The sequence below is a fragment of the Paenibacillus sp. MB22_1 genome (assembly GCF_047200555.1).
In the GTDB taxonomy this organism is placed as follows: Bacteria; Bacillota; Bacilli; order Paenibacillales; family Paenibacillaceae; genus Fontibacillus; species Fontibacillus phoenicis.
The window spans coordinates 966,696-992,306 of record NZ_JBLADV010000002.1; the positions used below are offsets into that span (position 1 = coordinate 966,696).

The window sequence follows — 25,611 nt, forward strand, 5'->3', positions numbered from 1 at the left end:
GGCTCATGATAAAATGAATGTATTGGGCACAAAGAACTACGTCTAAGGAAATATTATACTACAACTGCAAAATTGTGCTACACGATTTTATCAGCAACACCCAAATAAAAAAAAACCGGAGCGATATCCTCCGGCTTGAATCTCATACCTTCATGCAGATGTCACGGCACATATTGCTGTACGATCCGGACGACCTTGCCTTCTTTCAGCGTGAGGTGATATGGGAATAGGCTGAGATCCAGCAGATCCGTCTGTTGGAACAACTCCTTAAATTTCTTAAAGGTTACGGTTTCATCTGCCTTGATTTCGATATCCTCCGGCTTACCGGTACGGTCATAAATTTGCAGTATAACTTCAGCTTCTGGGGAAACCGGATAACTCACCGATTCCACCGCGTCATTGACGATATAATAGCCGTCCGGCGGTCCGTCAATGCCAGCCTCCGGTTCGCGTTCTGCGAAGATCGCCGCCGCCTCATCCCCCTGATACCACAAGACCGGGTCCACCGTGAGAACTCCTCCGTCAGAATCAAGGCTCACGGCGTTCAAGTATACCGTAACCGTCTCGGGTAACTGCAGTTCCGCCATCCTAACAGTCGACGACTTGGCTCCTGTTCCCGTTCCCGCTCCGGCAAGAAACCCGAAGGACGACGGTGCATGGGCATCCAGCCCAGGTAACATCACAATGAGCGCCAGGGGAAGCAGCGCTGTAAACCAATTTTTCATGTCAGGTCCGCCTTTCTCATGTCTTCACATCCAGCGATTTACCGCCTCAGGATTTCCATTGTATGGCTTACAGGTTCATTATATGACGGCCTGCCGAAAAAAGGGTCTCAGCCAGATTAAAACGAGTAACAAAATCTTCTTCAATTTCCTAGTGCGCCGGAAAAAAAGCCAGTTGAATCACGAAGATCACGCCAAACACATAAAGCAACGGGTGAACCTCCCGCCCTTTGCCGCTGACCAGCTTCATCACCGGATACGTGATGAACCCAACGGCGATCCCGGTGGCGATGCTGGCGGTGAGCGGCATCATCAACAGGATCGCGAAGGCCGGAAACGCCTCATCGAACGATTTCCACTGAATCCGGGCCAATCCTTCCATCATAAAGCAGCCCACAATAATCAAGGCAGGTGCGGTGATGGCCGGAAGACCGGAGATCGCCCCCACCAGCGGCGAGATGAACATCGACAGCAGGAACAGTACAGCGACGACGAGTGATGTCAGGCCGGTGCGACCGCCCGCCGCCACGCCGGTCGTCGATTCGATGTAAGCGGTGGTGGGGCTCGTACCAAACATCGAACCGATGGTGGTCGCCGTCGCATCTGCGAGCAATGCGGCCTTGGCCCGAGGAAGCTCGCCGTTCTTCATAGCGCCGGTTTGTTCCGTAACGCCAATCAGCGTGCCGGTCGTATCGAACAGCGTAACGAGCAGAAATGCGAATACGGTCGTGTACAGCCCTTGGCTAAAGACGCCGGACAAATCCAGGTCGAAGAAGACCGGCGCAGGCGGCACAGACACGAAGCCGTCCAATTTCAGTTGACCGGTAAAATAGCCAACCACCGCGGTCAGTGCCATGCCGATAAACAGCGCGCCGGGAACGCGGCGGGCCATCAGCACCAGTGTGACAAAGACGCCAAACAAGGTCAGCAACGTCACCGAGCGGTGCAAATCGCCAAATGTCACGAGGTTGTCGGGATTCGCCACGACGATGCCAGACATTTTGAGCCCCAAGAAGGCGATGAATAACCCGATCCCCGCAGTAATGCCGAACTTCAGCGAATCAGGAATCGCGCGGATCAGCGCTTCCCGCAGCCGGGTTAAGTTTAGCAGCAGAAACAGCACCCCGGCAAAAAATACCGTGCCCAGCACGGTCTGATAAGACGATCCGGTGCTGGCAACCACGCTCGTGAAGTAGGCGTTCAACCCCATACCGGGAGCGATGGCGATCGGATGCCCGGCGAACAGCGCCATAAACAGCGTGCCGACAACCGCCGCAATCACGGTAGCCATAAACACCTGATCAAACGGAACTCCCGCCGCGCTTAGCACAGCGGGGTTGACGACCAGGATGTAGGCCATCGCTAGAAAAGTAGTTAGCCCGGCGAACAGCTCGGTGCGCATGGTCGTTCCATGTTCTTTTAATTTAAAAAACCGGTCCATAATCAATGGATGCCCCTTCCTTCTGAATATTCATGTTGTCAGTATAGCCAATCATTCCCTATGCCATCATCCCTGTTCCTTGCCGGATGTTCAATCGAAATCTTCAAGTTTTCCAGAATGTTCACATCTAGTCAACGTGAAAAAAAACGGTCCGATGGAAACTTCCCACCGAACCAGTCTGTATCCGTCTCAAGCATAGACGGCCTTTGATTTCCTTTACGATTAACGCGATTCCGGGTTAACCTCCGGCTTAAACTCCGGATGGCTGCCTGCAGCAACCTGCGTTTCCTCCGGCGCATAAGTGCGGCGCAGGAACAAGCCGATCACCAACGCCACCACGCCAACGTACATCGAAATGGTAAACGCTTGGTGCATACCGGACACCAGTGCGTTCCCCAGCTCGGCTGGATCCTGCGGATTGGCCGAAGCTTTCAAGTAACGTTCTTGGCCATGCGAGAAGATGCTGATGAACAGCGCGGTGCCGATCGCGCCCGACACCTGCTGCAGTGTGTTCATGATCGCGGTGCCATGCGGATACAAGTTACGAGGCAGCTGGTTCAGCCCCGTCGTTTGCCCTGGCATCATCACCAAGGAAATTCCGATCAGCAGCGTAATATGCAACGCGATGACCTCTCCGGTCGAGCTGTCCGTCGACAAGCCGCGCATGAACCACAAGGTGGCGATCACGATGATAAGCCCCGGCGCGATCAACGCGCGCGGACCAAATTTATCGAACAATCGTCCCGCCACCGGTGACATCAGACCGTTGATTACCCCGCCGGGAAGCAAGACGAGACCAGCGGCGAACGGTGCCAGCAGCAGCGCGCCTTGCAGATACATCGGCAAGATAATCAGCGTCGAGAACAAGGTCATCATCATGACCATGAGCAACGCGGCCGACAAGGCGAACATCGGGTACTTGAAGACGCGGACGTCCAGAGTTGGCTCAGCGACTCGCAGCTGCCGCCAAACGAACAAGACTAAAGCGATAAATCCGGCAACCAGGCAGGTATAGACAACAGGACTTGACCACCCTTCACCTTCGCCCGCGTGGCTAAACCCGTATACGATACCGCCAAAACCAATCGTTGACAGCAGAATGGACAGCAGATCCACCCGCGGTCTCGTTAATACCGACACGTTCCGCAAATACAGCGCTCCGTAGACAATGGACAATACCGCGAGCGGAATCACCAGATAGAACAGCCAGCGCCAATCCAGCACATCCAGGATTAAGCCGGACAGCGTAGGACCAATAGCCGGACCAAACATAATGACCAGACCGATCGTGCCCATGGCCGCCCCTCTTTTTTCCGGAGGATAGATCGTTAGAATGGTGTTCATCATGACCGGAAGCAGCAACCCTGTTCCAATCGCTTGAATGATCCGACCCAGCAGCAGCACGCCAAACGAAGGAGCAATCCCGCAGACGACCGTTCCGACCAAGAACAGAATCATCGCCGACAGAAACATCTGCCGCGTCGTAAACCATTGAATCAACAGCGCCGTAATCGGCACCAGAATCCCAATCACTAACATATAAGAAGTAGAAAGCCATTGTATCGTCGAAGGCCCCACGCGCAGTTCTTGCATCAAATCCGTGTAGGCCACATTCAGCAACGTTTCATTTAATATGGACACAAAGGCCCCGATGACCAGGGCGATCGTAATCGGCAGACGCCTGATCCCTTCCACACCGGCGCCATGAGCCGATGACATCGATGATGTATTCATTTGTAGGGTTACCTCCATCTTCTCCTATTTTGGGACTTTACGCCTCTCTCTAGGTTAATCTATATAAACAAGGCAAAGCGTGCCTTGGGGTTCACGACGGGGAAGTTGTGTAGACCATTCTATATATCAAAATTTAAGGAAAGAGGCGCGGATCTCACTTCCTTCTGCCGCAAGGGCTCCTGAGCAACGGGGCTCAGGAAGGAAAAAGCCGCGGAACCAGACGAGCTGCTGTGTGCAGCGGCTGGCTGCTCTTCTGCGTTAAGCACATGATGATCGAACCTTCGACGATCCCATTGATCAGCACGGCTAAATCCGCCGATTCTTCCGCACTGTAGCCGGAAGCGATAAATTTCTTCTCCAGTTCAGCGATCCAAGCGTTATACACGTCACAGCAAGCCTGACGAATATTCTCGTTGCTGCGGGCGGTCTCATGGGCAACGATGCCAATCGGCACCCCCAGCGTTGCATCCTCGCGATCATAGTTGTCGGCAATCAGAAGCAGCAACGCTTGCACAGCCCCAACTGCATCTTCGGTGGAGTCCAGTACAGCGCGCAAGCTCTCCAAAGTGACGTTCTTGGTATACACAACAGCTTCACACGCGAGTTGCTCTTTCCCTTCGGGGAAATGGTAATACAACGATCCCTTGGGCGCACCGCTCATTTGAGTGATCTGGTTCAGCCCCGTCGCGTTATAGCCTTGGCACTGCAGCAGCTTGGCCGTTGTTTCGATCAGCAACTGACGGGTCGGATTCTGATTGGGCATGCATACCGGTACCTTTCCGCGTAAGATTAGACCGATTGGTCTACATGATGATAAACGATGTCCAAGGACTATGTCAACACTTTTTAGGCCCGGTATGCCCCCATTTTATAGGCGAAGGTACATCTCATGAAGGCTGATTTTATCGCGAACAAACCCATGCCGATCCAAAAATCCTTCCAGCAGTGCATTATCCGGCAAGGAAGCGGTGAACTTCACGAAGCCTAACTCCTCGCGGGCAGCGACCAACATCCGGGTGGCCAAGCCCTGACCCCGGTGCTGATGGCTGACAATCAGCATATTGATCTTACCGGTCGGACTGATCGAGAGCCCTCCGGCCCATTCACCGTCCACCCGGACGCCGTAATAGACGTTAGACGGAGTTCGTTGCTGATACTCCAAGTCGTTTTGCCAGTTGATATGAAAATATCTCCAAGGCCCCACCAGATTGGCAAGGGTCTCGAACTCGATTCGCTCCACCGGCGCTCCCGCGGAAGCCCCCTGCGGGGCCTCCAGTCGGGATGCATCGGGAAGGGTGAAGTACGAGACGTCGTATACACGGCGGTATCCTCTTTTTAAATAGAAAGCGATCGCCCGGTCGTTCCCAGCAATGACCTCCAGGAACAACTGCTTGCAACCGGCATGCAGCGCCTCCTCCCGGTGCAGATCCATCAGGCCGGCACTTACGCCTTTGCCGCGATATTCCGGGCTGACGGCCAGTGCGCCGCAGCGCATTGTCCGGACGGACTCATAGACCTTGCTGCCGCCTAAGACAACCCCCACGGGTTCATCGCCGTCGAGAGCTACGAAGGAGTGCTCACGCGCATTGCCTTCCGGACCAAAGAATCGATCCGCAAATTCCGCTTCGGTCAAATTAAATTGGATGATATAATCGGCAAAACCGCGTTGAAACGCCTGATATATCGTGCTCATGTCCAGGTCCGTGCCTCGCTCATATCGAATCATCGTCTCGTTCTCCTCCCTCGTATGGCTTTTTACCAGGCGTACGCTTTTGGCGCTTCACCACCCGGACCCGGGAAAATTTCGTCAATAGCTTTGAGCGTATCCTCACTCAGCTCGACTTCGACAACCCGCAGCGTTTCCTCGAATTGCTCCAGCGTCCGCGGCCCGATAATCGGCGCCGTAACCGCCGGATGCGCCAGCGTCCAGGCGAGGGCCACCGTGGCTTCCGATTCGCCCAGCTCTTTGCACAGCTGGCTGAACCGCTCCAGCTGCGGGCGCAGCTTCTCGATCCGTTCGGTCTGCTTGGCCGTACGCGAGCCCGGCTGCGGATTCAGATTCCCGCCGAGAATCCCTCCGTCCAACGGGCTCCACGGGATGACGCCGATCCCCAGCTCCTCGGCTGCAGGCAGAACCTCCAGCTCCGGCAGACGGCACAGGAGGCTGTACTTATGCTGCTCGGAGACAAGGCCCAGCGCCCCGCGGGCTTTCGCCTCATATTGGGCTTTCACAAGATCCCGCCCGGCAAAGTTGCTGGCGCCAACGTATCCGATCTTGCCTTGTTTTTGCGCGATGTCAAAAGCATTCCATAACTCATCCCAAGAAACGTTCCGGTCGACATGATGCATCTGGTACAGTTCGATATGGTCCGTACCGAGCCGCCGCAGCGAATCGTCCAGATGGCGGCGGATTTTGTAGGCCGATAAGCCGGAACTGCCTTCATTCGGATCCGACGCAGGATCGCTCATCGCTCCGTACACCTTCGTCGCCAGCACGACCTTCTCTCTACGACCGCCGCCCTGCGCGAACCAACGGCCGATGATCTCCTCAGTCCAGCCGCGATGCGACGTACCGCCGTAGACGTTAGCCGTATCGAAGAAATTGACGCCGGCATCAATCGCAGCGTCCATGATTTTAAACGCTTCCTTCTCATCCGTCGTTGGCCCAAAATTCATCGTTCCCAGGCACAAACGGCTGACCTTCAATCCGGTTCTTCCCAAACTGACGTACTTCATGTCAACAACCTCCTTGAGCGTTTTTTGGAAGTAACTTGCCATGATGAAATAGTCCACACCCATTATATACCAGATAGGAGACCCGGGGAAGACAGCCTGTCCAAGCCAGAAGGATGTCCAGCCCCCTTTTAATCCCTGAGACCAGTAATCCGCCGTGAACAGGAGGAAAGCCTCCGGCTTACCACCTATTGAGGTGCAGCCGGAGGCTTCATTTATTCGCCCGGAGTCTCGCTTGCGCTGCCGGACGGCGGCGTCGGGACGGGGCGAAGTCCCGCCGGTTCCGCGCCCGGTTCGGATTCAACATAGTGCTTGAGCAGGGACAACTTGTTCTCCCAGAACCGCTCGTAATACGCCAGCCAGCGCTTCAGCTCCAGCAGCGGGTCGGCGTCCAGGCGATAGCGCGTCTCCCGACCGACCTTGCGCTCGCGCACGAGTCCGGCTTCGGCCAAGATGCGCAGGTGCTTGGATACCGCGGTCCGGCTGATCGGGAACCGGCTGCTGATGTCCTTCAACGGCAGCTCTTGCCCGCTCAGCAGCTTCAGAAGCTCCCGGCGCGTTGGGTCGGCAATCGCCTGGAACACGTCATGTTTTGCAGAGGCTGCCTCCGCCATGGCTTACCCCTGTACGTATTCGGCCAGCTTGGCGACGATACCGGTCCAGCCTTGATCCATGCGGCCGCGAACCAGCTCGTGCGCCTCGCCGAATTCGGTAACTTGGTCGACGGTCCACCCGCCGTGAATCAATGTAAATTTAGTTTGCTCCCCTTTTTCCTCCAGCTCGAAGGTCACCGTCCAATCCTTGCCCCAATTAAACGATAACCGGTGCGGCGGCTCCAATTCCGTCACCTTGCACGGGGAGTCTCCGAACGGGCCGGCATGCAGGACAAACTCATACCCTAATACCGGCTGGAAGCTGTTTGGCATAAACCAGGCGGCAATCCCCTCCGACGTAGCTACAGCCTCCCATACCCGCGAGATGGGTGCATTGAGCAGGATCGTGTGCCGGATATCCAGCAGCTTGCCCGTATTGTTTTGTTCCATCGTCTATTCTCCTTTTTACTCATGATTGTTCAGTTAATATGAAACCAAAAGGTTTCCTAATAATAGTGATTATATGACACCATTTGGTTTCATGTCAACAACACTAGGATTCCATAGGTTCAAAAAAAAGATCCACATCTCCAGCAAAAAGCAGCGATGCGGATCTTTAGATATAAACTTCCTACCGTTTACGGCGGATTTCGAACAATCGGGCAGACGGTGCGGAAGGCAAGGTGACCGTCAGCTGACCCGCAGCGGCATCCCAGTTCCACGCGCAAACCAAGTCCTGCGGATAGGCACAGCGGATGTCCAGCGCCTCCCCTTGCAGCGCTGGAAGCGGCAAGGCTTGAGACGAGGCTTCCCCGCGCGTACGCCATACGGCCAGATATACCGTATCGCTGTCCGGCCGGCGCAGGCCCAGGCTGATCCAGTCGTCCTGCTGCTTGGGCAGCCCCAGCGGCCAGAACGGCAACGACTCTGGAATGTCCGCGCGAATCGTCTTGTAATAGTCCAGCGCCTGCTTCACCAGCTCCCGGCGCCGCGGGCTTAACTCTGCCAGATGACCGCTCTGATGCACACGCAGCAGCAGCGCATTCACCATGTTGAAGACGACCTCTTCATCGTCGCCTTCCCGCAGCGGATACGACCAGATGGCGGATTGCTCCGGCGTCAGCGCAGACGGGGATGCAGCGGCGATGGCCGCATAGTTCACGTAATTCTCCTGGTCGCTGGTCGATTGGATGCTGTAACGACTTAACATCGCGTAATCCATCCGCATCCCCCCGCTGGAGCAGTTCTCGATGACGAGCTCCGGATAGCGTTCGAAAATCCGATCCAGCCAAGCCAAGTACGCGCGGTTATGCTGCAGCAGTCCGTCGCCGAAGCTGTCTGCCGCTGTTTCCGTCCCGATTCCGGCGTTGATGTTGTAGTCCATTTTGATATAGCCGACACCATAGTCCTCCACCAAGCGGCGAATGACCTCATCGGCGTGGGCCACCACCTTCGGGTTGCGGTAATCCAGCTGGTATCGGCTGCGGTCCATCACCCGTTTGCCGTGCCGGATGAAGAACCAGCTGTCGTCCGTGTCAGCCAGCTTCGGACTGTTGATGCCCATAACCTCCAGCTCAAGCCATAATCCCGGCACCATTCCTTTGCTCCGGATATAATCCAACACGTACTTGATCCCTTCCGGGAACCGTTCTGAAGACGGCAGCCATTCTCCCACGCCGTCCCACCACTCACCCGGAGCGTACCAGCCGGCATCGATGCAGAAGTATTCGCAGCCCGCTTCGGCGGCGGCATCGATCAATGGCAGCAGCTTCGCCGTCGTGGGTGAACCCCAAAGGCAATTCATATAATCGTTGAAAATAATCCGCAGCTCCCGGTTATCCGCGTTTGGCCGGCGAATCCGGCGCCGGTAAGCGGTCAGCTGGCCGATCGCTTCCTCAAAGCCGCCATTGGCCGCGCCAACGGCAACCGGTACGCTGATAAACCGCTCGCCAGGCTGAAGCGATTTCCACCAATGGTTATCGTGCTCGGTCGGACCGCTGAGGAGCAAGGTCAGTTGGTCCACCTGGTCGAAGATCTCCCAGTGCCAAGAGCCGTTATGCTCGATTTGCCAGAACAAGACGCTCCCCGCCTCCCGGTTCTCCAGGACAGCCATCGGGATATGCTCGGCCGCCGACCAGGAACCCGTATTGCTGCAGGAGATCCGCTTGGAGCTGCGGTCCGTCAAATGGGATAAGCCGAGCTCAGGCAATTTGTAAGTGCGCCACTGCAGCTCGCTTTGCCATCCGGTGTGGGGGATGGACAGCCACATTTTTTCGTCCCGATCCTGACTGCCTTCCTTATCCAAACCGGTCAATGCAAAGGAAGAAATGTACTCTATACCTACTGCTTCCGGCCCGGCATTGTACAGTTCTGCCCAAGCCCGGACCGTCTGCACCCCGTCGTAAAATTGGATGTGCTGCACCGCCTGCAGCCCGGTCTTCGGGTCGCGCAGCGCAATTTCCAGCTTCCTCCCCAACTCGTTGCGTCCTTTGGTATGGCCGGCATACACCATCCGTAGTCCCGGGTACGATGCCCGGTGGGTTCGTCCGTGATACTCAGCCCGGTCCTCTCCAGTTAATTGCAGCTCCATCAGGCGGAAGCCCGGTTTCTGCTCCTTCTGGATCACCGCTTCATTCAGCGCGTTTGCCCCAAAATGAAGCAGCCGCACATCCTGCTCGTCGGTGACTTCCAATACGAGATGTAAGCCGTTTTCCCGAAGCTCGATTTGATTCATCACCCTCGCACACTCCTTACCTGTCCTAAGTAAAAGCAAAACCCAGCACCGATAGATGGTGCCGGGTTCATTTTGTGGTTTACGAACAACCGAGATTCTCGATGTTTATTCCGCCGAACCCAGTTGTACCCATGCTTGCTCGATTTCGGTCACAGCTTGATCTTTTGTTTTGCTGCCGCCGATGTAAGCTTGCATGATTTCTCCGAATTTTTGATGGAACGTATCCAGCGAATAGTTGATCGCCAGGTCACCCGATGGCTCAGACTTCAGAATTTCGTTCATTTGCTTCGGCATATCCAGTTCTGGAAGCGGAGCGTCCTTGATTGGAGGAATAACCTTCGCAATCGTGGAGAACCAGCTCTTGCCGTAGTCGGAAGTATACAGCCAGTTAAAGAACTCGATCGTTTCGTTGACGACCGCAGAGTCTTTATTGATGCGCAGAGCTTGGTCCGCACCGGTGATGATCATCGATTGATCTGCTTTGTCGCTGACCGGATAGCCGGCAATGCCGATTTGAATGTCTGGGTTAATTTTCTTGATCGCTTCTTCGTCCCATGCACCTTTCCCTGTCATGATCGCCGCTTTGCCGGATGCAAAGTCGCTGACTTGCGCATTGCTGTCGCGTTCCAGCGGTTTGTCGGTGCCATGCTTCACTGTCGTATCGATGAAGTTAAAGAAGCTGTCGTACAGCGCCGGATAATCCTTGATTTTCGCATCACCGGCAATAAAGCTCTTCACCAGATCTTGCGACGTTACGCCAGCGTCTTGAGCGGCAGCGTTCACGAAATGTTGGAAGATGTGTTTCCATACCCACCATTCTTTATACGCATTCGCAAACGGCGTAATGCCTTTGGCTTCCAGTTTAGCGATGGCGTCGTCCAACTCCGCTGTCGTTTTCGGGAATGTCATCACGCCAGCTTCATCCAACAGCTGCTTGTTATAGATTAAGGAGAACAAGTTCCCTTTAACCGGCAAGCCAAGCACTTTACCGTCGGAGGAAGTCATATTGGCGCGTACCGCATCCGTCATGGCCGCAGCCAGCGGTTGATCCGTCAAATCCGCACTGTACTCAGCAAAGGTGTCGATATCCCCACCCGCCGTAGTTTGGAATACGTCAGGCGTGCTTCCCGCTGCGATTCTGGATTTTAATACGGTGTTGTAGTCCGCCTGCATGATTTCCAGGTTAATCGTCACGTTTGGCTTCACTTTCTTATATTCCTCAATGTAGGCGTTAAACGCGTCGGTATATTCCGGAGAAGCCGTGAACATATTGATGGTTACGGGTTTGGAATCATCCGTCGCCGCGCCATTACCGGCACCTGTGTTGCTTGCCCCGTTATTCGCCGCGTTATTGTTGCCTCCGCATGCGGACAACAGGCCCATGATCAACACCAGGCTGAACGATAAGGCCAGAATCTTTTTCTTCATTACTTTGCCCCCACTTTCTTTATGGTTAATATTAACTATGCTCCCTATTTTAATGAAAGGAGTCGGGTAATAAAATGTAGATATGTGGCGAAAAAAGGGTAAAAAAGTGAAGTCCGGTCGCGAGTTCACTTTTTGCCCCTTTCCTCCTCCTGCTGCTGGCGGTATTCGGACGGTGACAAAGCATAATAATTCCGGAACGCCTTGCTGAAATAGTTCTTATCCTTATAACCCAGCATTTCCGAGATCTCCTGAATTTTGAGCGACGAATCGTCAAGCAGTTCTTTCGCCTTATCCATACGGACCTTCTGCACATATTCATGGATGCCGCAGCCATACTGCTGCTTAAACAGCTTCATCAAATACTCGCGGCTCAAAAAAAATCTCTCCGTGAACATGGAGATTTTGATGTCCTCAAAATAGTGATGGTCGATATATTCCTTGATCACCTCGACGCTGAATGGACGGCCTGCGGCCATGGAGCGGCGGACTTGCTCGTGATAATACTCGGTTAGATGGAGCAGCAAGGCCTCGAACTGATCAAACGTAGCCACATCCGTGCAGATTCCAAGCGCTTGCAACGAACGATCCACGCCGGGGGAAGGAAGCTTGTCCGCCGGAACGCCCAGCTCCGAAGCCGTATCATTCATCAGCACGACGATTTCCCGCAGCAACCGATCGGCTGCGCCGATGCTGAAGAAGCCGGCGGCCTTGATGCTCTTGGTAAACTCGGCCATCACCGATTTGGCATGGTTTACATTGCCTGCCTCTAACGCTCCCCGCAAGATCGGCATCCGGTTGGAGAAGGAGAACGTCTCCTTGTTCGCTGCCTTGTCCGCTTCTCCAATGACGGCGGTCCCTTTGAGCTTCAGCAGGTCGATGCTCTGAATGCCGGCAACGGCCTCATCATACGATTCAGCCAGGTTCAGCACATCCTCGCAATACCGGCCGATCCCTCCGGCTGCCAGCATGCCAAACAGATCGCTTAACGTCGAAACGATTTTCTTCATCAGTTCCCCTGCACGAAAAGCGATCTCTTGCGGGTAGCCCCCCTTCACCGTGTAGACGGCGATCACTTCCCGCTCCTGCTTCGGATTGGCAAAGCTGAAGCACTGCAGATTGTCCACCACGATCTCATTAATCACATTGGCCACCGCGAAATGGAGCAGCTCCCGGTCGCGATGGAACCGGCTGTCCTGCACGGCTTCCATGTTCAAGATTCGCAGGACGAGCGCCCCAAATCGATGATCCGGTTCATCCGCCCCAATTAACGAGAGGAACGCCTGGCTGCTCTGCTTCTTAAAGCTCCGTTCAATAATGGAAAAGTAGATTTTCTCCTTTAATTTCGGGAGCGACATATTAAACGCAATGTTTCGAGTGATCGATTCCTTCTGTCGCTCGCGTTTGGCATTCAGCACATCTACCGCCTTGCGCAGCGCCTGATTCAAATCCTGACGATTGACCGGCTTCAGCAAATAATCGACCACTTTGGCATGAATCGCCTGACGGGTGTATTCAAAGTCGTCATACCCGCTGATCACAATGGTCAGCAGCTCGGGATACTTCTCCTCTACAATCCGCAGGAAGTCGACCCCGTTCAGCTCCGGCATTTTCATATCCACCATAACGATATCCGGCTTGTATTGTTCCAGCATGGCGAGTCCCATCTTGCCGTCCGTTGCTTCCCGGATTTCATCCACCTCAAGCTCCTGCCAATTCCCTAAAATCCGAATCGCTTCGCGAAGCGGTTCCTCATCGTCGATAATCAATACTTTATACATGACTGCTGCCCCCCCGCGGTATTAACATACACATCTCCGTCCCGTGCTCATCGCTCTGGATCCGTAGCTCCGCTTCTTTCCCATAGAGAAGCTTCAAGCGGGTATACAGATTTTTGAGCCCGATGTTCTCTCCTTCCTGCTCCTCCCAATCTTGGAGGAAGGACGCCTGGATTTGCTCCATCTGTTCCGGAGAAATACCTGGACCGTTGTCGCTGACGGAGATTACCGCATGCGTGTCCCCCAGCTCGGCACGAATACGAATGGAGATGCCGCTCGACATTTTCTCTAGCCCATGCTTAATGGAGTTTTCAACCAGGGATTGAATGGACAGCTTGGGAATTTGCAGCTCCTTGAGCGCTTCCTCCCACTCGACCGTTACCTGCAGACGACTGCCAAACCGGGCCTTCTGTAACGCGAGATAACGTTCGATATGCTTCAGCTCCTCCCTAGCGTTCACGATGTCTTTTCCACTTATGCAATATCTTAGCGTCAGCGCCAAGGCATCCACCATATCGGCCACTTCGTCATCCCCGCTCTTGAGCGCTTTGGTCGAAATTGCCTGCAGCGCATTATACAGAAAATGCGGGTTAATCTCGGCCTCCAGTGCCTTGAGGATCGCGTTCTTCTCAACCAGCTTCATCTTGTAGCGCTCATTGATCAAATCGTTGGTCCGCCGCACCATCCGGTTGAAATGCCGGGATAAATAAGCGATCTCGTCCCGACCTTTCACCGGGATTTCCGCGTCAAAGGTCCCTTCGCTAAAGCGGCGCATCTGAAGAGACAAATCCTTGAGCGGACTCGTAATTTTATTGGAAAACAAAGTCACCAGAATGAGCGAAATCAACAAAAAAATCAAGCCAATCAAATATCCGATATTCCGCGTGGCTCTGGCAGCCGCGTAAAGGTTGCTGTACGGAATCGGTTTGACCAGCTTCCAACCTCCGTTCGCTTCAATGTTGTAAATAATCAAATATTTATCGCCAGCCTCGTCGGTCCAGGTGACCGGCTTCTTAGAACCGTTCTTGTCAAGCCGGGCGAGCCATGGCGCATCCTCAATCTGCTCCAAAAAAGCAGGATCATCCACATGAAAAGGAACATTGTTCGGATCCAGATAAAGCAGATGCTCGCCTTTCTCGAACGGAACATCCTTCAGAATCTGGTCTTTGACCGTTGGCTTCAAATAGAAGGAGACGATCGCTTTCGGCTCGCGAGTCACCAAGGCGCGCAGCACACGGTGGTACCCCATAAAGTCAGGTTCCACGGTCATGTTGTAACCCGACTTCGCCCCCGGCACGATAAACGATTGATAGGCCTCGTTATGACGGCTCTCCATCGCCTGCTTGTACCACGGCTGATTCGGAATGTCTTCCTGATAGCTCACCCGAACCGAAACGTTATAAGCTTCGCGCGTAATGGAGTAGTATTTGTGTTGGTCGATCAAATAGAGATAAATGCTCTCCAGGTCGTTCCGCGAGTAAAACAGTTCACGCAGATAGTCCTCCAGGTACATTTTCGACGCATAATCCGATTCTTCGTTCATAATCGCCTGCAGGATGTCCTCGTAGTGAATCTGCGGAAGAGACATCTGTTCCACGCCGGCGAGGTAATCTTCCAGCTTCTGATTAATCAGCTTCAGATTGTTGGTGGTGCTGATCATGCTGTGCTCCACGGATTCTTGTTCTAGCATCTCATAGGAGATAATCGTCAGAAGACCAACCACTAGAATAATAATCGTCGTAAACAACAAAACAAGCTTATTGACCAGCCTGCGCGAAATCCGGTCAGTAAGCGTTGTCAGCATGCTTCGGATGCGGTTGAACATAGCTCCTCATTTCTAGTACCTCGGGCAAAAAAGCGAGTTCACCTTTTTACCCTTAACTGTTTTCTTAAATCCATTTTGACGGCAAAACCGCTGTTTTATAATCATTATAGTCGAAAAAGCCCAAGTGTATAGGGGAGACGGTAACACCGCTGTTTAAACCAATACGTCACGAAAAAGAGGTGCCATTATGTTCAAACTAGGGAGAAAACGGGACGAGAAATTAGAGTTTGGCGCATTTACCCTGCCGATTCTAATTGCCATCATCGCGGTCTTCTATTATCCGTTTGTCATGACGATCCGTTATTCCCTGACCAAGTGGAACGGGATATCCAAGCATCCGAAATTTATCGGACTGGACAATTTCAAGCAAATTTTCATGGGCGACGCGAACTTCTCGCAGGCCGCCTGGTTTACGATTAAATACGCGATTCTGTATATCGTAATCATCAATGTACTGGCGATTTTGCTGGCGCTGGTGCTGGATATGAAGCTGAAGACGACCAACTGGCTGAGAGCCGCCTTCTTTATTCCGTACATTCTCAGCTTGGTGATTGTCGGCTTTATCTGGAAGTTCATTTTTATGCAAGGCTTTGAGTCCCTTGGCGAAAGCACCGGATGGGGCATATTCTCGCTAAGCTGGCTGGGGGAACCCGGACTCGCCTTCATTTCGATATTGTTTGTCTCCATCTGGCAATCGATTGGTTTTTACATGGTCATTTACATTGCAGGTTTGCAATCGGTTCCAGATGACTTGAAGGAAGCAGCAACCGTGGACGGCGCGGGCCCATTCCGCAGATTCTTTAACGTGACGCTGCCGCTGCTTGCACCATCGATTACGATCTCCGTCTTTATGGCGTTGACCAACTCGATTAAGGTATTTGACGTCATCCTGTCCTTGACCGGCGGCGGCCCTGGCGGCACGACGTACAGTGTGGCGTACGACATTTACCGCGATACGTTCCAGAACAACCTGTACGGCTATGGTACAGCGAAAGCGCTGATCCTGTTCGTCGCCGTGCTGATGATTACAGCGATTCAGCTGACGATCTTCAAACGCAGGGAGGTTGAGGCGTAATGAAAAAGAATACGGCTGGCCGCATCATCCTGGAAATCGTGATGGTGCTGCTCTCAATCCTGTTCCTGTATCCGTTGTTCCTGACGATCATCAACTCGCTGAAGAGCTTCTCCGAGGTCATGACCGACGTCATCGCCTTGCCGAAGAAGCTGGCTTTCGAAAACTACAGCTATGTATGGGAGTTTATCAACTACCCGCGGCTGTTCCTGAATAATGCGGTGGTGACCATCCTCGGCTTGGCCGGGATCGTGTTGATCTCGTCCATCGCCGCGTACAAGCTGGCCCGCACGAAATCCAAAGCCAGCTCGATCATCTACTTTATCTGCATCATGCCGATGCTGATTCCGTTCCAATCGATCATGCTGACGGTGCTGCAGATGGCGAAGAACCTCCATCTCTCCGACAGCACGTGGGGACTTGGTATTCTGTACTGGGGCTTCGGCGCTCCGCTGGCCCTGTTCATCTACCACGGCTTCGTGAAGGGGATTCCGAAGGAAATCGACGAAAGCGCTACGATCGACGGCGCCTCCGGCTTCCGGTTATTCTTCAGCGTCATCTTCCCGCTGCTGAAATCGGTCACCACTACGATCATCATCATCGACGTAATGTGGATCTGGAACGACTTCCTGCTCCCATTGCTGATGGTTAACGGCTCGCCGGCAACCAAAACGCTGACGCTGGCCGCATACACCTTCGTCGGACAATACACCTCCGACTGGCAATATGCGATGACCGCTATGGTGATGGCGGTACTGCCTTCGATCATCGTCTTTATCTTCCTGCAAAAATACATCGTCAAAGGCGTTGTCGCCGGCGCGGTGAAAGGGTAATGAATACAGCCCCTGGTCCAATGGATCGGGGGCTGTTTGCGCGCTTAGACAATAACTGCAAAAGTGTCAAAAGTACAGTTATATTCGGCGAAAACCCGAAATTCCGGCGAAAGCCCCCTCATAAGCGTTAGATTCTCAACGCCCCCGTTTTGGGCCCAATAGCGTTGCTGGCAAGCGTTAGAGCGCAGGTTCGCCATTGCGCCTAACTGCGCTTACCTGCTACGAACCCACCAGGCGACGTGTGCAGCTCCGGCTAACGCTTGCCACAGCGCTTATTTGCGCCAAATGAGGGGGATTTCATTTCTAACGCTTGCCAACGAGCTTATTTGCGCCAAAAGGCCCCGTTTCGAGGGGGAAACCGGCAAATAAGCTCTCTCATAAGCGTTAGATTCTCAACGCCCCCGTTTTGGGCCCAATAGCGTTGCTGGCAAGCGTTAGAGCGCAGGTTCGCTGTTGCGCCTAACTGCGCTTACCTGCTACTAACCCACCAGGCGACGTGTGCAGCTCCGGCTAACGCTTGCCACAGCGCTTATTTGCGCCAAATGAGGGGGATTTCATTTCTAGCGCTTGCCAACGAGCTTATTTGCGCCAAAAGGCCCCGTTTCGAGGGGGAAACGGGCAAATAAGCTCTCTCATAAGCGTTAGATTCTCAACGCCCCCGTTTTGGGCCCAATAGCGTTGCTGGCAAGCGTTAGAGCGCAGGTTCGCCTCAACGGTGTTCGCCGGAGCCCATCAACGCACACGAGTTCCCTCACCGAGTCAGCGGCCCACTCACCGCGATATCGACTCGCTCAGGCTACAGTGGCTTGCTCACGTGACAGCACTCGCTCACCGCAACAGCAAACCCGCACCGGGACTGACATGACTTTGTAACACGTAGATAACTCAACAATATGAGATGTCTTCTTCATTTGCCTAAACCAAGTCCCCCTCGTCCTCGTCTTCATCCTCAAACAACGTGTGAAGCACGCTGTTCCGGTTTTCGAGGAAACGACGCGTAATTTGGTAGTGATCCGTATCCTCGTAACGGATCCGCCCCAGCTGATCGCCATCGAAATTCAGGATGTCCGCGTCCGGATAACCCATCAGAATCGGCGAATGGTCTTACTCCCCCCTTCACATTGAGAATGAATCAAGCTCCTTATAAATAAAATAGTCGAAATCGGCAGGCTTGCGCATCCCGCTGAGGTCCTGGGCGCAGACGCCAAGGAAGGTGCCGGTGAAGCGCACTTTCTCTGCGGGATCGTCGGATAGGTGGCTAACGTCAACGGCTTCGCCTACGGCATGCCAGGTTTCCCCGTCCAGGCTGTAGTAGAAGCGTGCCAGCTCGCGTTCGATGACCACCCGCAGCCAGCAGCGCGAAGCCCCTTCGATCGAGATGTCTTCCGCCAGCAGCTCGTCGTAGACGCCATATTTTGTCTGGATCAAATTCAGGCTCTTGCCTTTCGTCTCATCTCGGGAAATCCGCAAATACACATGATCGTTCGTATCGTAAAACACGGTCAGGCCGGCCATCTGCTGGAACGTCTCCGGCTCGAACTCCACCACCGTCTCCGCCAGGCAATGGAACGATTGCTGCCGCCGCGCCACCAGACTCTGCCGGAACAGCGAGTTCATCGACTCACGGCCATACAAGCGCAGGAAGCCAGGACGCTCGCGCAGTGTCAGCCAATCCTCCGTGGCCGGAACACGCAGGGTGCTCCAATGTACCCCCAGCGTCTCCGCCTCGAAATTGTCCCGTTCCGCCTCCGGTTCAAACGGGTGCGGCGGCAAGGCGGGAGCAGGCACCTTCACTTGCGGCTCATTCCCACCGGTTTCCAACCGGAACCAGCCGTCTTCGGTCCAGACCCCGCGTTGGATCGCCGTTTCCCTGCCAAGCGTACAATAGATGTCCTTCGTTGGCCGCCCGGTCAGATGCACCATGTACCATTCCCCTGTCTGGGTCTCAACCAGCGAGGCATGTCCCGCCTTTTGCAGCTCCAGATGCGGTTTACCCGCCGAGGTGAGAATCGGATTGGTAGGGTCCACTTCATACGGTCCGTCAATCGTTCGAGATCGGGCCATCGTGACCGCATGTTCGTAATGCGTGCCGCCTTCCGCGGTCAGCAGGTAGTAGTAGCCATTTCTTTTATACAAATGCGGGCCTTCGGTTACTCTAAGGTCAGTGCCTAGGAAAATATTTTTCACTGGACCCACCAGCTTCTGCTGCTTCGGATCATATTCTTGAAGCACGATGCCAGCAAAGTGGTTCTTCCCTTTCCGGTGATCCCACAGCATGTTGACCAGCCATTTGCGCCCGTCGTCATCATGGAACAAGGAAGGGTCGAAGCCGCTGCTGTTCAGATAGATCGGATCCGACCAGGGGCCGCGGATATCCGGGGCGGTGACCAGAAAGTTTGGAGTGTCCTTGAATGCGCCGTGGCGGCTTTTGACATCGGTATAGATCAGATAGAACAAGCCGTTATCATAGCTGAGGCAGGGGGCCCATACCCCGCAGGAGCCGGGGTTGCCCAGCATGTCCAGCTGAGACACCCTTGTCAACGGGTGACCGATGAGCTGCCAGTGCACGAGATCCCGAGAATGATGAATCTGCACACCCGGGAACCACTCGAAGGTAGAAGTCGCAATATAGTAGTCATCTCCGACCCGCAAGATCGAGGGATCGGGGTTAAAGCCGCGTAAAATCGGATTCGTGATCATTGGACGTTCGCTCATAATTTCCTCCCGTTCAAAACTGTTATCGATTTGATTATTGTTTTTTCGCTCATTTCTTTAAATTCGATTATAATAGAAATTAGGTTTTTGCATTTCATTCCTGCCTAAGGAGGCTAGATTTTATGCCTGATTCAAGAACAACCAACGATTCATCGCATCGTTTATCCCATATTCCGGTCTCGATTCTCGACCTCGCGCCGATTACCGCCGGCAGCACCGCGGCCGAATCGCTGCGCAATTCGCTGGACCTCGCCCAGCATGCCGAAAACTGGGGTTATCACCGCTATTGGCTTGCGGAGCATCACGGCATGCCCGGCATTGCCAGCTCGGCGACCTCCGTCGTGATCGGTCACATCGCCGGCGGCACCAAGAAGATCCGCGTTGGATCCGGCGGCATCATGCTGCCAAACCATGCGCCGCTCGTCATCGCTGAGCAATTCGGCACGCTGGAGTCGCTGTACCCGGGGCGGATCGATCTCGGCCTCGGTCGGGCGCCCGGCTCCGACCCGCTGACCTCGCACGCGCTGCGGCGCGGGCCGGGCAGTGACGGGCAGGATTTTCCGGAGCGGCTTGCGGAGCTGCGGAATTACTTCCAGCCCGTCTCCGGCTCATCGATGCGCGTGCGCGCGATTCCCGGCGAAGGCCTACACATCCCGATCTGGCTGCTCGGCTCCAGCGGCTTCAGCGCGCAGCTGTCCGCCCAGCTCGGTCTGCCGTTCGCCTTCGCCAGCCATTTCGCGCCGGACTACTTGCTCCCGGCGCTTGATCTGTACCGCACGCACTTCCGCCCGTCGGCGGAACTGGCGAAGCCTTACGCGATGATCGGCGTGAACGTGATCGTCGCCGATACCGATGCGGAGGCCCGCCGTCTGGCGACCTCCCAGCACCAGCAGTTCTTGAACCTGATCCGCCGGCGTACCTCACAGCTTAACCCGCCGGTGGATCAGCTCGATTGGACGCCGCAGGAGCAAGCGGTGGTTGAACGCCAGCTCAGCTATTCGGCAATCGGCTCACCGGAGACGGTGCGGAACCGGCTGGAGCACTTGCTGGCGGAGACCGATGCCGACGAGATCATCGTCGCGGCCCAGATCTATGACCACAAGGCCCGTTTGCGTTCTTACGAACTGCTGTCAGAGCTGTTCGGAGGACAACGCTCCTTGTAATCCGACGGACTGTATCCCGTGTACTCCTTAAAGACTTTGGAGAAATAGTGCTGATCGCTGAACGATAAGGCGTCAGACACTTCTTTAATTCGCATTTCCGGCTTGCAGGCGATCAGCCTGCAGGCCTCTTTGATTTTTAGGCCGGTATAATACTGCACAAACGTGCTTTGAGCATATCTCTTCATGACCCGGCTGACGTACGAGGGGCTGACGTGAAATTTCTGCGCCACATCGGCGAGCGAAAGATACGAGTACAGGTTGAGCTTGACGTATTCCTCGATTTGCCGAAACAGCTCCTCCCCGCTTTTCCGGTTCAACGCCTGCAGCCACTCGAAGGATTGCTTGGCCCATTCCAGCAGGTTCTCACCAAACCTCTCAAAGCTGTCGGCTTCAAGCAAACGGCGGGAGGAAGCCTCGAGCTCCAGCCGATGCCCGGTCTCCTGATCGCCTCCCGCTTGCGAGAAGGCATCGGCCAAGAGCGCGACGAACCGTTCCAGTTCCGCCAGCCGAATGTTGTCGCCGGACCATTTGGTCAGCAGTTCATTCAGCTTCAACAAGAACTGCTCCTTCCTCCGCCCCAGAATGAGCTCGGTAAAGGCTGCCGCGGTCGCCCGATCCAATTCGGATCCCTCCGGTTTGCCCAACGCATGGGTAATCTCCGTATCCATCACGATTCCCTGGTGAATAGGCTGCCGTTCGTCCAAAATGCCTGACATGCGGTGATACAGCTCAGGCAGCCGATCTGGGTCCCCGGACTGCAGCTGTCCGCCAATCGTCGCCGCAAGCCCCGCCGCCTCCAACGCTTTGCGGACGAACTCCAGGCATTCATACACCGAGGAATACGAGTCCACCACGGTTTTTGGCACCAAAGCAAGAAATTGACCGGGCACTTGAGTCGGGAACACCCAGCACAGCTGCGGAGCAAATAAAGCATCCAATCTGCGCTGAAGCTCATCCGCACGCCAAAGCTCCCGCACGCCGGCAAACGGCTGCCTCCGGATGAGGATCAACAGCTTTCCGTAATGACGGAATTGGTCCCCGAGCTGCAGTTCCTCGTAAACCTCCGGAGCTACAATTTCCTGGAATAGCTCCGCTTCACTGGGAATCCGGCTGCGGAGGCGCTCAAGCGCCCGTTCCATCACTTCCGACAGCTGCTTGCGTTCGACGGGCTTGAGCAAATAGTCAAACACCTGCAAATTAATCGCTTTGCGCGTGTATTCGAAATCGTTGTATCCGCTGATCAAAATAAATAACAGCTGCGGGCGGATCTGCTTCGCCTGTTCAATGAACGCGAGGCCGTCCAGCTTCGGCATGCGGATATCGGTCAGCACCAAGTCCACCGGCTGCTGCCGGACGAGCTCCAACGCTTCCTCTCCGTTGGCCGCCGTGGCCGTCACCTGAAACGGAAGCTCCAGGGAACCCAGGAGCGTTCGAATGTTCCGCAAGATTGGTTTGCTGTCTTCCACGATCATGACGTTGTACATGCTGTGCCCTCCTCGTTCAGTAGAAGTCCTTCGTTAACGAACCGATGATCTGAACCGTGGCGCCCTTTTCCCCATCCGCATGGTTAAACAGATTGAAGAACAGCCGGTTCTGGTACATTAACTTCAGTCGGCCTACGCTGTTCACGATGCCCATGTTACCGATCGAGGCGGGCCGTTCGTCCCCCTCTCCGGCAGCAGCTTCGCTCTTCCGCAGGTTGTCCATGATTTCATTGATCTTCCCGGGCGGAAACCCGTCTCCGTTATCCTTAATCTCCACCGCCCATAACCCGTTGAACTGCTTCACCGTAATCTTGATCCGCCAAGGCGGGTCGCTGTGGGTGAAGGCATGCTCGATGCAGTTCTCCACGAAGGGCTGGAGCACCAGCCGTGGCAGCTGTACGTTCCGCGCCGATTCGTCCGCATGGATCTCCCAAACGAGATCGTCTTCGTACTTTTGCTGGACGAGGGACAAGTAGTGCCGGGTATGCTCCAGCTCGTCGGCTAAGGTGACATGCACGTATGGTGAAGATACGATGTAACGCAAGCTGTCCGATAAGTGCTTGCACATATCGGTGACGACATCGGTCTTGCCCTCCTGGGCCGCGATGCTGATCAAATACAGCACGTTATGGATAAAATGCGGTGCAATTTGAGCCTGGAGCGCAGAGTTTCGCGCCTTGACCTCCTCGTGCAGGGCGATTTTCTCCCGTTCAATCGATTCTTGCAGCCGTTCCATCAAATCCTGAAAAGCCTCGTTTAATAGAATTAAATCGTTATTTTGCGTAGGGTTGTCCCATTTGAGATTCATATTGCTATAGCTGATCCGCCAAATCTGGCTGCGCAGCTTCCGGATCGGCAACAGCAGATTTCGCGTAGAAAAATAAATATATACGAAAGACAACAGCATCAACGACGTAATCAGCAGAATGGACAAGTATTTCACCGAGTTGACGGGCCCCAGCACATCCTGCTTGGGTGTCACCAGATAGGTTGTCCACCCGGTGCTTTCCGACCGGGCGTAAGCTACATAGTTCCCGTGATCGTCCACATACACACCGTCAACTGGATTTCGTGCGGTCAGCTCGGCAAGCTCCTCGTCGGGGATGGAACCGACCACCGGCTCACCATTCCGGTCCAAAATGTACACCTGGCCGCTGCCCACGCCTTGCGAAATTCTTTGCAAGAACGCATTGTCCAACAGGATGCTCAGATATCCGAATACGGTGCCGTTCTGATTATTAATTGAACGAATAAACGAAACGGCCTCTCCCTGCCGTTCCAGGATATATCCGCTGCCGCTCCAGCTTCCGTCGATGAGGCTCTTCTTCAGATAGCTCTCGAAAGAGGCCGCGTCCCCTTGTAACTCAATATAGGACACGATCTTGCGGCCGGCCTTGTCGTAAATCACCATATCCTTGATACTCATTCTGGGGCCGATGGCCTGAAACATCAGATCCTTCAGCCTGCGGCTTTGATTCAGCCGTTCGAGATTGACGTCGGTTTGATAACCTCTCTCCAGGATCGAGAAGAGGTCCTTGCTGGATAGGATCCGCTGTGACAGTTGGTTTTGGCTGTCCACATAGTCGTCGAGCTGCTGGCTCACCTTGGTCGCCGCCGCCAGCTTGGCCTCCACCGTTTTCTCCTTCAGCGGTTTGATGACGACCAGATTCACGTAGACGATAAAGCAACCAAGTATAAACAGAAGCAAAGCCACAAAAGTTAAAAAGACTTTATTTTGCAGGCTAAGCTGACTTCTGCGGAGGAAGAAAGGTTTCATGACGTTGGCTTGGGCCTCCTTTGGCTATGGCCAGGTTGCATTAGGATGGTTTAACTGTACCACTTCGCTTCACGTCATGACAACGGTTACAAGTTCACAATTTTACACCTCATCAGTCACCCTCAGACATGTACCTTAGACTCCCAGAAATCTATAATCAAGTTGCAAGCGCATTCAAAGACATATCAAACAGAGGGGGATTTGCCTTGAATTACGCACTGAAAAGAACAACCATCGCAGTCATCGCGGGTTTGCTGGCGCTATCGCTCGCAGCCTGCGGATCCGGAGGCGCCAAGTCCAACAACGCAGCACAAGACGGCAATAACAGCGGTGCCGCCAAGGGCGACAAAGTCACCATCGAGTTAGCCATCTCTAAGAGCTCGCAGGACTCCGCCTTTATCCAACAAGATATCCTCGACGAATTTGAGAAGCAGACGAACATCAAAGTTAATTTGCAGCTGATCCCAGCCGAGCAAACGACAACCGTCCTGCAAACGAAGCTGGCCGTTGAAGAAACGCCGGACATCATTCAATACAATCTGGCCAGCGCAACCACGGACCTAAATCTAGAGCGCAACTTTGAGATTCTTGATAACGAGCCTTGGGCCAGCCGGATTTTGAACAAAGACGTCCTTTCCGCTTACGGGCATATTTACAGCTTCCATGTCAGCCAAGATACAGGGATGCAAGGCGTTGTGTACAACAAAGACATCTTTGACGACCTGGGCCTGTCCATTCCGAAGAACTTTGAAGAGTTCCTCGCTGTCTGTGAGAAGATCAAAGCCAGCGGAGTTACTCCAGTATTTATGCCGTACAAGGACAACTGGGCCGCGAATATTTGGCCGGCTGCCGCTTTTGCGAACTTCGTAGCCAAGAACGATCCAACCTTCTTCGACGACCTGAACAGCAATAAGAAAAAATGGTCCGACATCCCAGAATTCCAAACGTTCCTGCAGCAGCAGTACGAGGTGTATAAGCAAGGTTACACCAACGCCGACGTTCTGAGCGACAGCTACGATATGGCGGTGGGTAAATTCCTGAACAAGGAAGTTGCCATGATGTTCATGGGCGACTGGCTGATCGAAGGCGTGCTCAAGCAGGATCCGAACATGCGTCTTGGCGTCTTCCCGATCCCTTCCGAGGAAGATGCAAGCCTGGGTGCCAGCCCGCTGGGCGGTCAGCTGTTCATTCCGAAGAAAGCCAAGCACTTGGCGGAAGCCAAAGAATTCCTGAACTTCTTAGGCTCGAAAGAAACCGCCCAAAAAATCGTCGATTCCAAAGGGTACGTGTCCAACCTGAGCGATGTCACTACGCCAGAATTGCCGGATTACAAGCAAGAAATCGTCGATAACTACATCACGCCGAAGAAAACCGTATTGACCACCGACGCCTACATGCTGGTTGACCGCAGTGAGCTTTATCGGCTGCTCCAAGACCAATTCGCCGGCGGATTAACCCCGGAAGAAGTGCTGAAGGCTTGGGACGAGAAGTTTAGTCAACTGATGGCAGATAAAGAAATCCCCGGTTTCTAAATCGGAAGAATGGCAGGCAGCATAAGTCCCGTCCGGGGGTTATGCTGCCC

20 protein-coding genes are annotated in these 25,611 nt (G+C 54.1%); 4 read left to right on the forward strand and 16 right to left on the reverse strand.

The genetic code is table 11. The annotated features are described in order from the left end of the window. Positions 1-161: 161 nt before the first annotated feature. The 12 genes from ACL02P_RS16310 to ACL02P_RS16365 all read right to left on the reverse strand — a co-directional run bounded on the left by ACL02P_RS16310 (position 162) and on the right by ACL02P_RS16365 (position 14,985). Entirely contained in the window at positions 162-725 is a 564-nt protein-coding gene (locus ACL02P_RS16310; RefSeq protein ID WP_412837720.1) for a hypothetical protein, read from the reverse strand. 148 nt (positions 726-873) lie between these two features. After that, the gene (locus tag ACL02P_RS16315; RefSeq protein WP_412837721.1) at positions 874-2,163 is read right to left on the reverse strand and encodes an NCS2 family permease; all 1,290 of its coding nucleotides are present in this window, start codon (positions 2,161-2,163) and stop codon (positions 874-876) included. 222 nt (positions 2,164-2,385) lie between these two features. Next, positions 2,386-3,882 (reverse strand): MDR family MFS transporter, encoded by a 1,497-nt coding sequence (locus tag ACL02P_RS16320; RefSeq protein WP_374700819.1) that lies wholly within the window; start codon positions 3,880-3,882, stop codon positions 2,386-2,388. 208 nt (positions 3,883-4,090) lie between these two features. Beyond that, positions 4,091-4,660, reverse strand: a complete 570-nt coding sequence (locus ACL02P_RS16325) for a TetR/AcrR family transcriptional regulator (RefSeq protein ID WP_009223631.1) — start codon at positions 4,658-4,660, stop codon at positions 4,091-4,093. Between the two features lie 105 nt (positions 4,661-4,765). Next, complete coding sequence (locus tag ACL02P_RS16330) at positions 4,766-5,623, reverse strand: GNAT family N-acetyltransferase (protein ID WP_412837722.1); 858 nt, start codon at positions 5,621-5,623, stop codon at positions 4,766-4,768. 29 nt (positions 5,624-5,652) lie between these two features. Then, positions 5,653-6,633 (reverse strand): aldo/keto reductase, encoded by a 981-nt coding sequence (locus ACL02P_RS16335; protein WP_412837723.1) that lies wholly within the window; start codon positions 6,631-6,633, stop codon positions 5,653-5,655. Between the two features lie 212 nt (positions 6,634-6,845). Beyond that, positions 6,846-7,244 carry an ArsR/SmtB family transcription factor gene (locus tag ACL02P_RS16340; RefSeq protein WP_009223628.1) on the reverse strand — a complete coding sequence of 133 codons (399 nt, stop codon included), beginning with the start codon at positions 7,242-7,244 and terminating at the stop codon, positions 6,846-6,848. Between the two features lie 3 nt (positions 7,245-7,247). Continuing rightward, a complete protein-coding gene (locus ACL02P_RS16345; protein ID WP_009223627.1) occupies positions 7,248-7,673 on the reverse strand; it encodes an SRPBCC family protein in 426 nt (141 codons plus the stop codon). A gap of 181 nt (positions 7,674-7,854) precedes the next feature. Beyond that, complete coding sequence (locus ACL02P_RS16350; RefSeq protein WP_323079151.1) at positions 7,855-9,957, reverse strand: glycoside hydrolase family 36 protein; 2,103 nt, start codon at positions 9,955-9,957, stop codon at positions 7,855-7,857. A 105-nt stretch (positions 9,958-10,062) separates the two neighbouring features. Continuing rightward, positions 10,063-11,385: an ABC transporter substrate-binding protein gene (locus ACL02P_RS16355; RefSeq protein ID WP_009223625.1), complete on the reverse strand. Its 1,323-nt coding sequence runs from the start codon at positions 11,383-11,385 to the stop codon at positions 10,063-10,065. A 125-nt stretch (positions 11,386-11,510) separates the two neighbouring features. Then, positions 11,511-13,163, reverse strand: a complete 1,653-nt coding sequence (locus tag ACL02P_RS16360) for a response regulator transcription factor (protein ID WP_339300589.1) — start codon at positions 13,161-13,163, stop codon at positions 11,511-11,513. Next, positions 13,156-14,985 carry a sensor histidine kinase gene (locus tag ACL02P_RS16365; protein ID WP_260070929.1) on the reverse strand — a complete coding sequence of 610 codons (1,830 nt, stop codon included), beginning with the start codon at positions 14,983-14,985 and terminating at the stop codon, positions 13,156-13,158. Before ACL02P_RS16365 ends, ACL02P_RS16360 begins: the two co-directional genes overlap by 8 nt. Before the next feature lie 187 nt (positions 14,986-15,172). Between ACL02P_RS16365 and ACL02P_RS16370 the strand changes: the two genes are divergently transcribed. Both ACL02P_RS16370 and ACL02P_RS16375 read left to right on the forward strand, forming a co-directional pair. Next, the gene (locus tag ACL02P_RS16370) at positions 15,173-16,060 is read left to right on the forward strand and encodes a carbohydrate ABC transporter permease (RefSeq protein WP_009223606.1); all 888 of its coding nucleotides are present in this window, start codon (positions 15,173-15,175) and stop codon (positions 16,058-16,060) included. Further along, complete coding sequence (locus tag ACL02P_RS16375) at positions 16,060-16,890, forward strand: carbohydrate ABC transporter permease (RefSeq protein WP_009223605.1); 831 nt, start codon at positions 16,060-16,062, stop codon at positions 16,888-16,890. Before ACL02P_RS16370 ends, ACL02P_RS16375 begins: the two co-directional genes overlap by 1 nt. Before the next feature lie 915 nt (positions 16,891-17,805). Here ACL02P_RS16375 and ACL02P_RS16380 read toward each other — a convergent pair. Together ACL02P_RS16380 and ACL02P_RS16385 are read right to left on the reverse strand one after the other, a co-directional pair. After that, on the reverse strand, positions 17,806-17,976 hold the full coding sequence (locus ACL02P_RS16380; protein WP_412837724.1) for a hypothetical protein: 171 nt from the start codon (positions 17,974-17,976) through the stop codon (positions 17,806-17,808). A gap of 30 nt (positions 17,977-18,006) precedes the next feature. After that, positions 18,007-19,605: a glycoside hydrolase family 43 protein gene (locus ACL02P_RS16385; protein ID WP_412837725.1), complete on the reverse strand. Its 1,599-nt coding sequence runs from the start codon at positions 19,603-19,605 to the stop codon at positions 18,007-18,009. Between the two features lie 122 nt (positions 19,606-19,727). Here ACL02P_RS16385 and ACL02P_RS16390 point away from each other — a divergent pair, with 122 nt between their 5' ends. Beyond that, positions 19,728-20,768, forward strand: a complete 1,041-nt coding sequence (locus ACL02P_RS16390) for an LLM class flavin-dependent oxidoreductase (protein WP_009223602.1) — start codon at positions 19,728-19,730, stop codon at positions 20,766-20,768. Here ACL02P_RS16390 and ACL02P_RS16395 read toward each other — a convergent pair. Both ACL02P_RS16395 and ACL02P_RS16400 read right to left on the reverse strand, forming a co-directional pair. Further along, a complete protein-coding gene (locus ACL02P_RS16395) occupies positions 20,723-22,252 on the reverse strand; it encodes a response regulator transcription factor (protein WP_009223601.1) in 1,530 nt (509 codons plus the stop codon). The two genes, ACL02P_RS16390 and ACL02P_RS16395, sit on opposite strands and share 46 nt — an antisense overlap. A 16-nt stretch (positions 22,253-22,268) precedes the next feature. Next, entirely contained in the window at positions 22,269-24,029 is a 1,761-nt protein-coding gene (locus ACL02P_RS16400; RefSeq protein ID WP_009223600.1) for a sensor histidine kinase, read from the reverse strand. A gap of 206 nt (positions 24,030-24,235) precedes the next feature. Between ACL02P_RS16400 and ACL02P_RS16405 the strand changes: the two genes are divergently transcribed. Then, positions 24,236-25,561 carry an ABC transporter substrate-binding protein gene (locus ACL02P_RS16405; RefSeq protein ID WP_339300596.1) on the forward strand — a complete coding sequence of 442 codons (1,326 nt, stop codon included), beginning with the start codon at positions 24,236-24,238 and terminating at the stop codon, positions 25,559-25,561. Positions 25,562-25,611: the final 50 nt, after the last annotated feature.

Excerpts from the sequence above, each read along its gene's own strand:
- ACL02P_RS16310 (WP_412837720.1), bottom strand. The coding sequence starts at position 725 with ATGAAAAATTGGTTTACAGCGCTGCTTCCCCTGGCGCTCATTGTGATG.
- ACL02P_RS16315 (WP_412837721.1), bottom strand. The coding sequence starts at position 2,163 with ATGGACCGGTTTTTTAAATTAAAAGAACATGGAACGACCATGCGCACC.
- ACL02P_RS16320 (WP_374700819.1), bottom strand. The coding sequence starts at position 3,882 with ATGTCATCGGCTCATGGCGCCGGTGTGGAAGGGATCAGGCGTCTGCCG.
- ACL02P_RS16325 (WP_009223631.1), bottom strand. The coding sequence starts at position 4,660 with ATGCCCAATCAGAATCCGACCCGTCAGTTGCTGATCGAAACAACGGCC.
- ACL02P_RS16330 (WP_412837722.1), bottom strand. The coding sequence starts at position 5,623 with ATGATTCGATATGAGCGAGGCACGGACCTGGACATGAGCACGATATAT.
- ACL02P_RS16335 (WP_412837723.1), bottom strand. The coding sequence starts at position 6,633 with ATGAAGTACGTCAGTTTGGGAAGAACCGGATTGAAGGTCAGCCGTTTG.
- ACL02P_RS16340 (WP_009223628.1), bottom strand. The coding sequence starts at position 7,244 with ATGGCGGAGGCAGCCTCTGCAAAACATGACGTGTTCCAGGCGATTGCC.
- ACL02P_RS16345 (WP_009223627.1), bottom strand. The coding sequence starts at position 7,673 with ATGGAACAAAACAATACGGGCAAGCTGCTGGATATCCGGCACACGATC.
- ACL02P_RS16350 (WP_323079151.1), bottom strand. The coding sequence starts at position 9,957 with ATGAATCAAATCGAGCTTCGGGAAAACGGCTTACATCTCGTATTGGAA.
- ACL02P_RS16355 (WP_009223625.1), bottom strand. The coding sequence starts at position 11,385 with ATGAAGAAAAAGATTCTGGCCTTATCGTTCAGCCTGGTGTTGATCATG.
- ACL02P_RS16360 (WP_339300589.1), bottom strand. The coding sequence starts at position 13,163 with ATGTATAAAGTATTGATTATCGACGATGAGGAACCGCTTCGCGAAGCG.
- ACL02P_RS16365 (WP_260070929.1), bottom strand. The coding sequence starts at position 14,985 with ATGTTCAACCGCATCCGAAGCATGCTGACAACGCTTACTGACCGGATT.
- ACL02P_RS16370 (WP_009223606.1), top strand. The coding sequence starts at position 15,173 with ATGTTCAAACTAGGGAGAAAACGGGACGAGAAATTAGAGTTTGGCGCA.
- ACL02P_RS16375 (WP_009223605.1), top strand. The coding sequence starts at position 16,060 with ATGAAAAAGAATACGGCTGGCCGCATCATCCTGGAAATCGTGATGGTG.
- ACL02P_RS16380 (WP_412837724.1), bottom strand. The coding sequence starts at position 17,976 with ATGGGTTATCCGGACGCGGACATCCTGAATTTCGATGGCGATCAGCTG.
- ACL02P_RS16385 (WP_412837725.1), bottom strand. The coding sequence starts at position 19,605 with ATGAGCGAACGTCCAATGATCACGAATCCGATTTTACGCGGCTTTAAC.
- ACL02P_RS16390 (WP_009223602.1), top strand. The coding sequence starts at position 19,728 with ATGCCTGATTCAAGAACAACCAACGATTCATCGCATCGTTTATCCCAT.
- ACL02P_RS16395 (WP_009223601.1), bottom strand. The coding sequence starts at position 22,252 with ATGTACAACGTCATGATCGTGGAAGACAGCAAACCAATCTTGCGGAAC.
- ACL02P_RS16400 (WP_009223600.1), bottom strand. The coding sequence starts at position 24,029 with ATGAAACCTTTCTTCCTCCGCAGAAGTCAGCTTAGCCTGCAAAATAAA.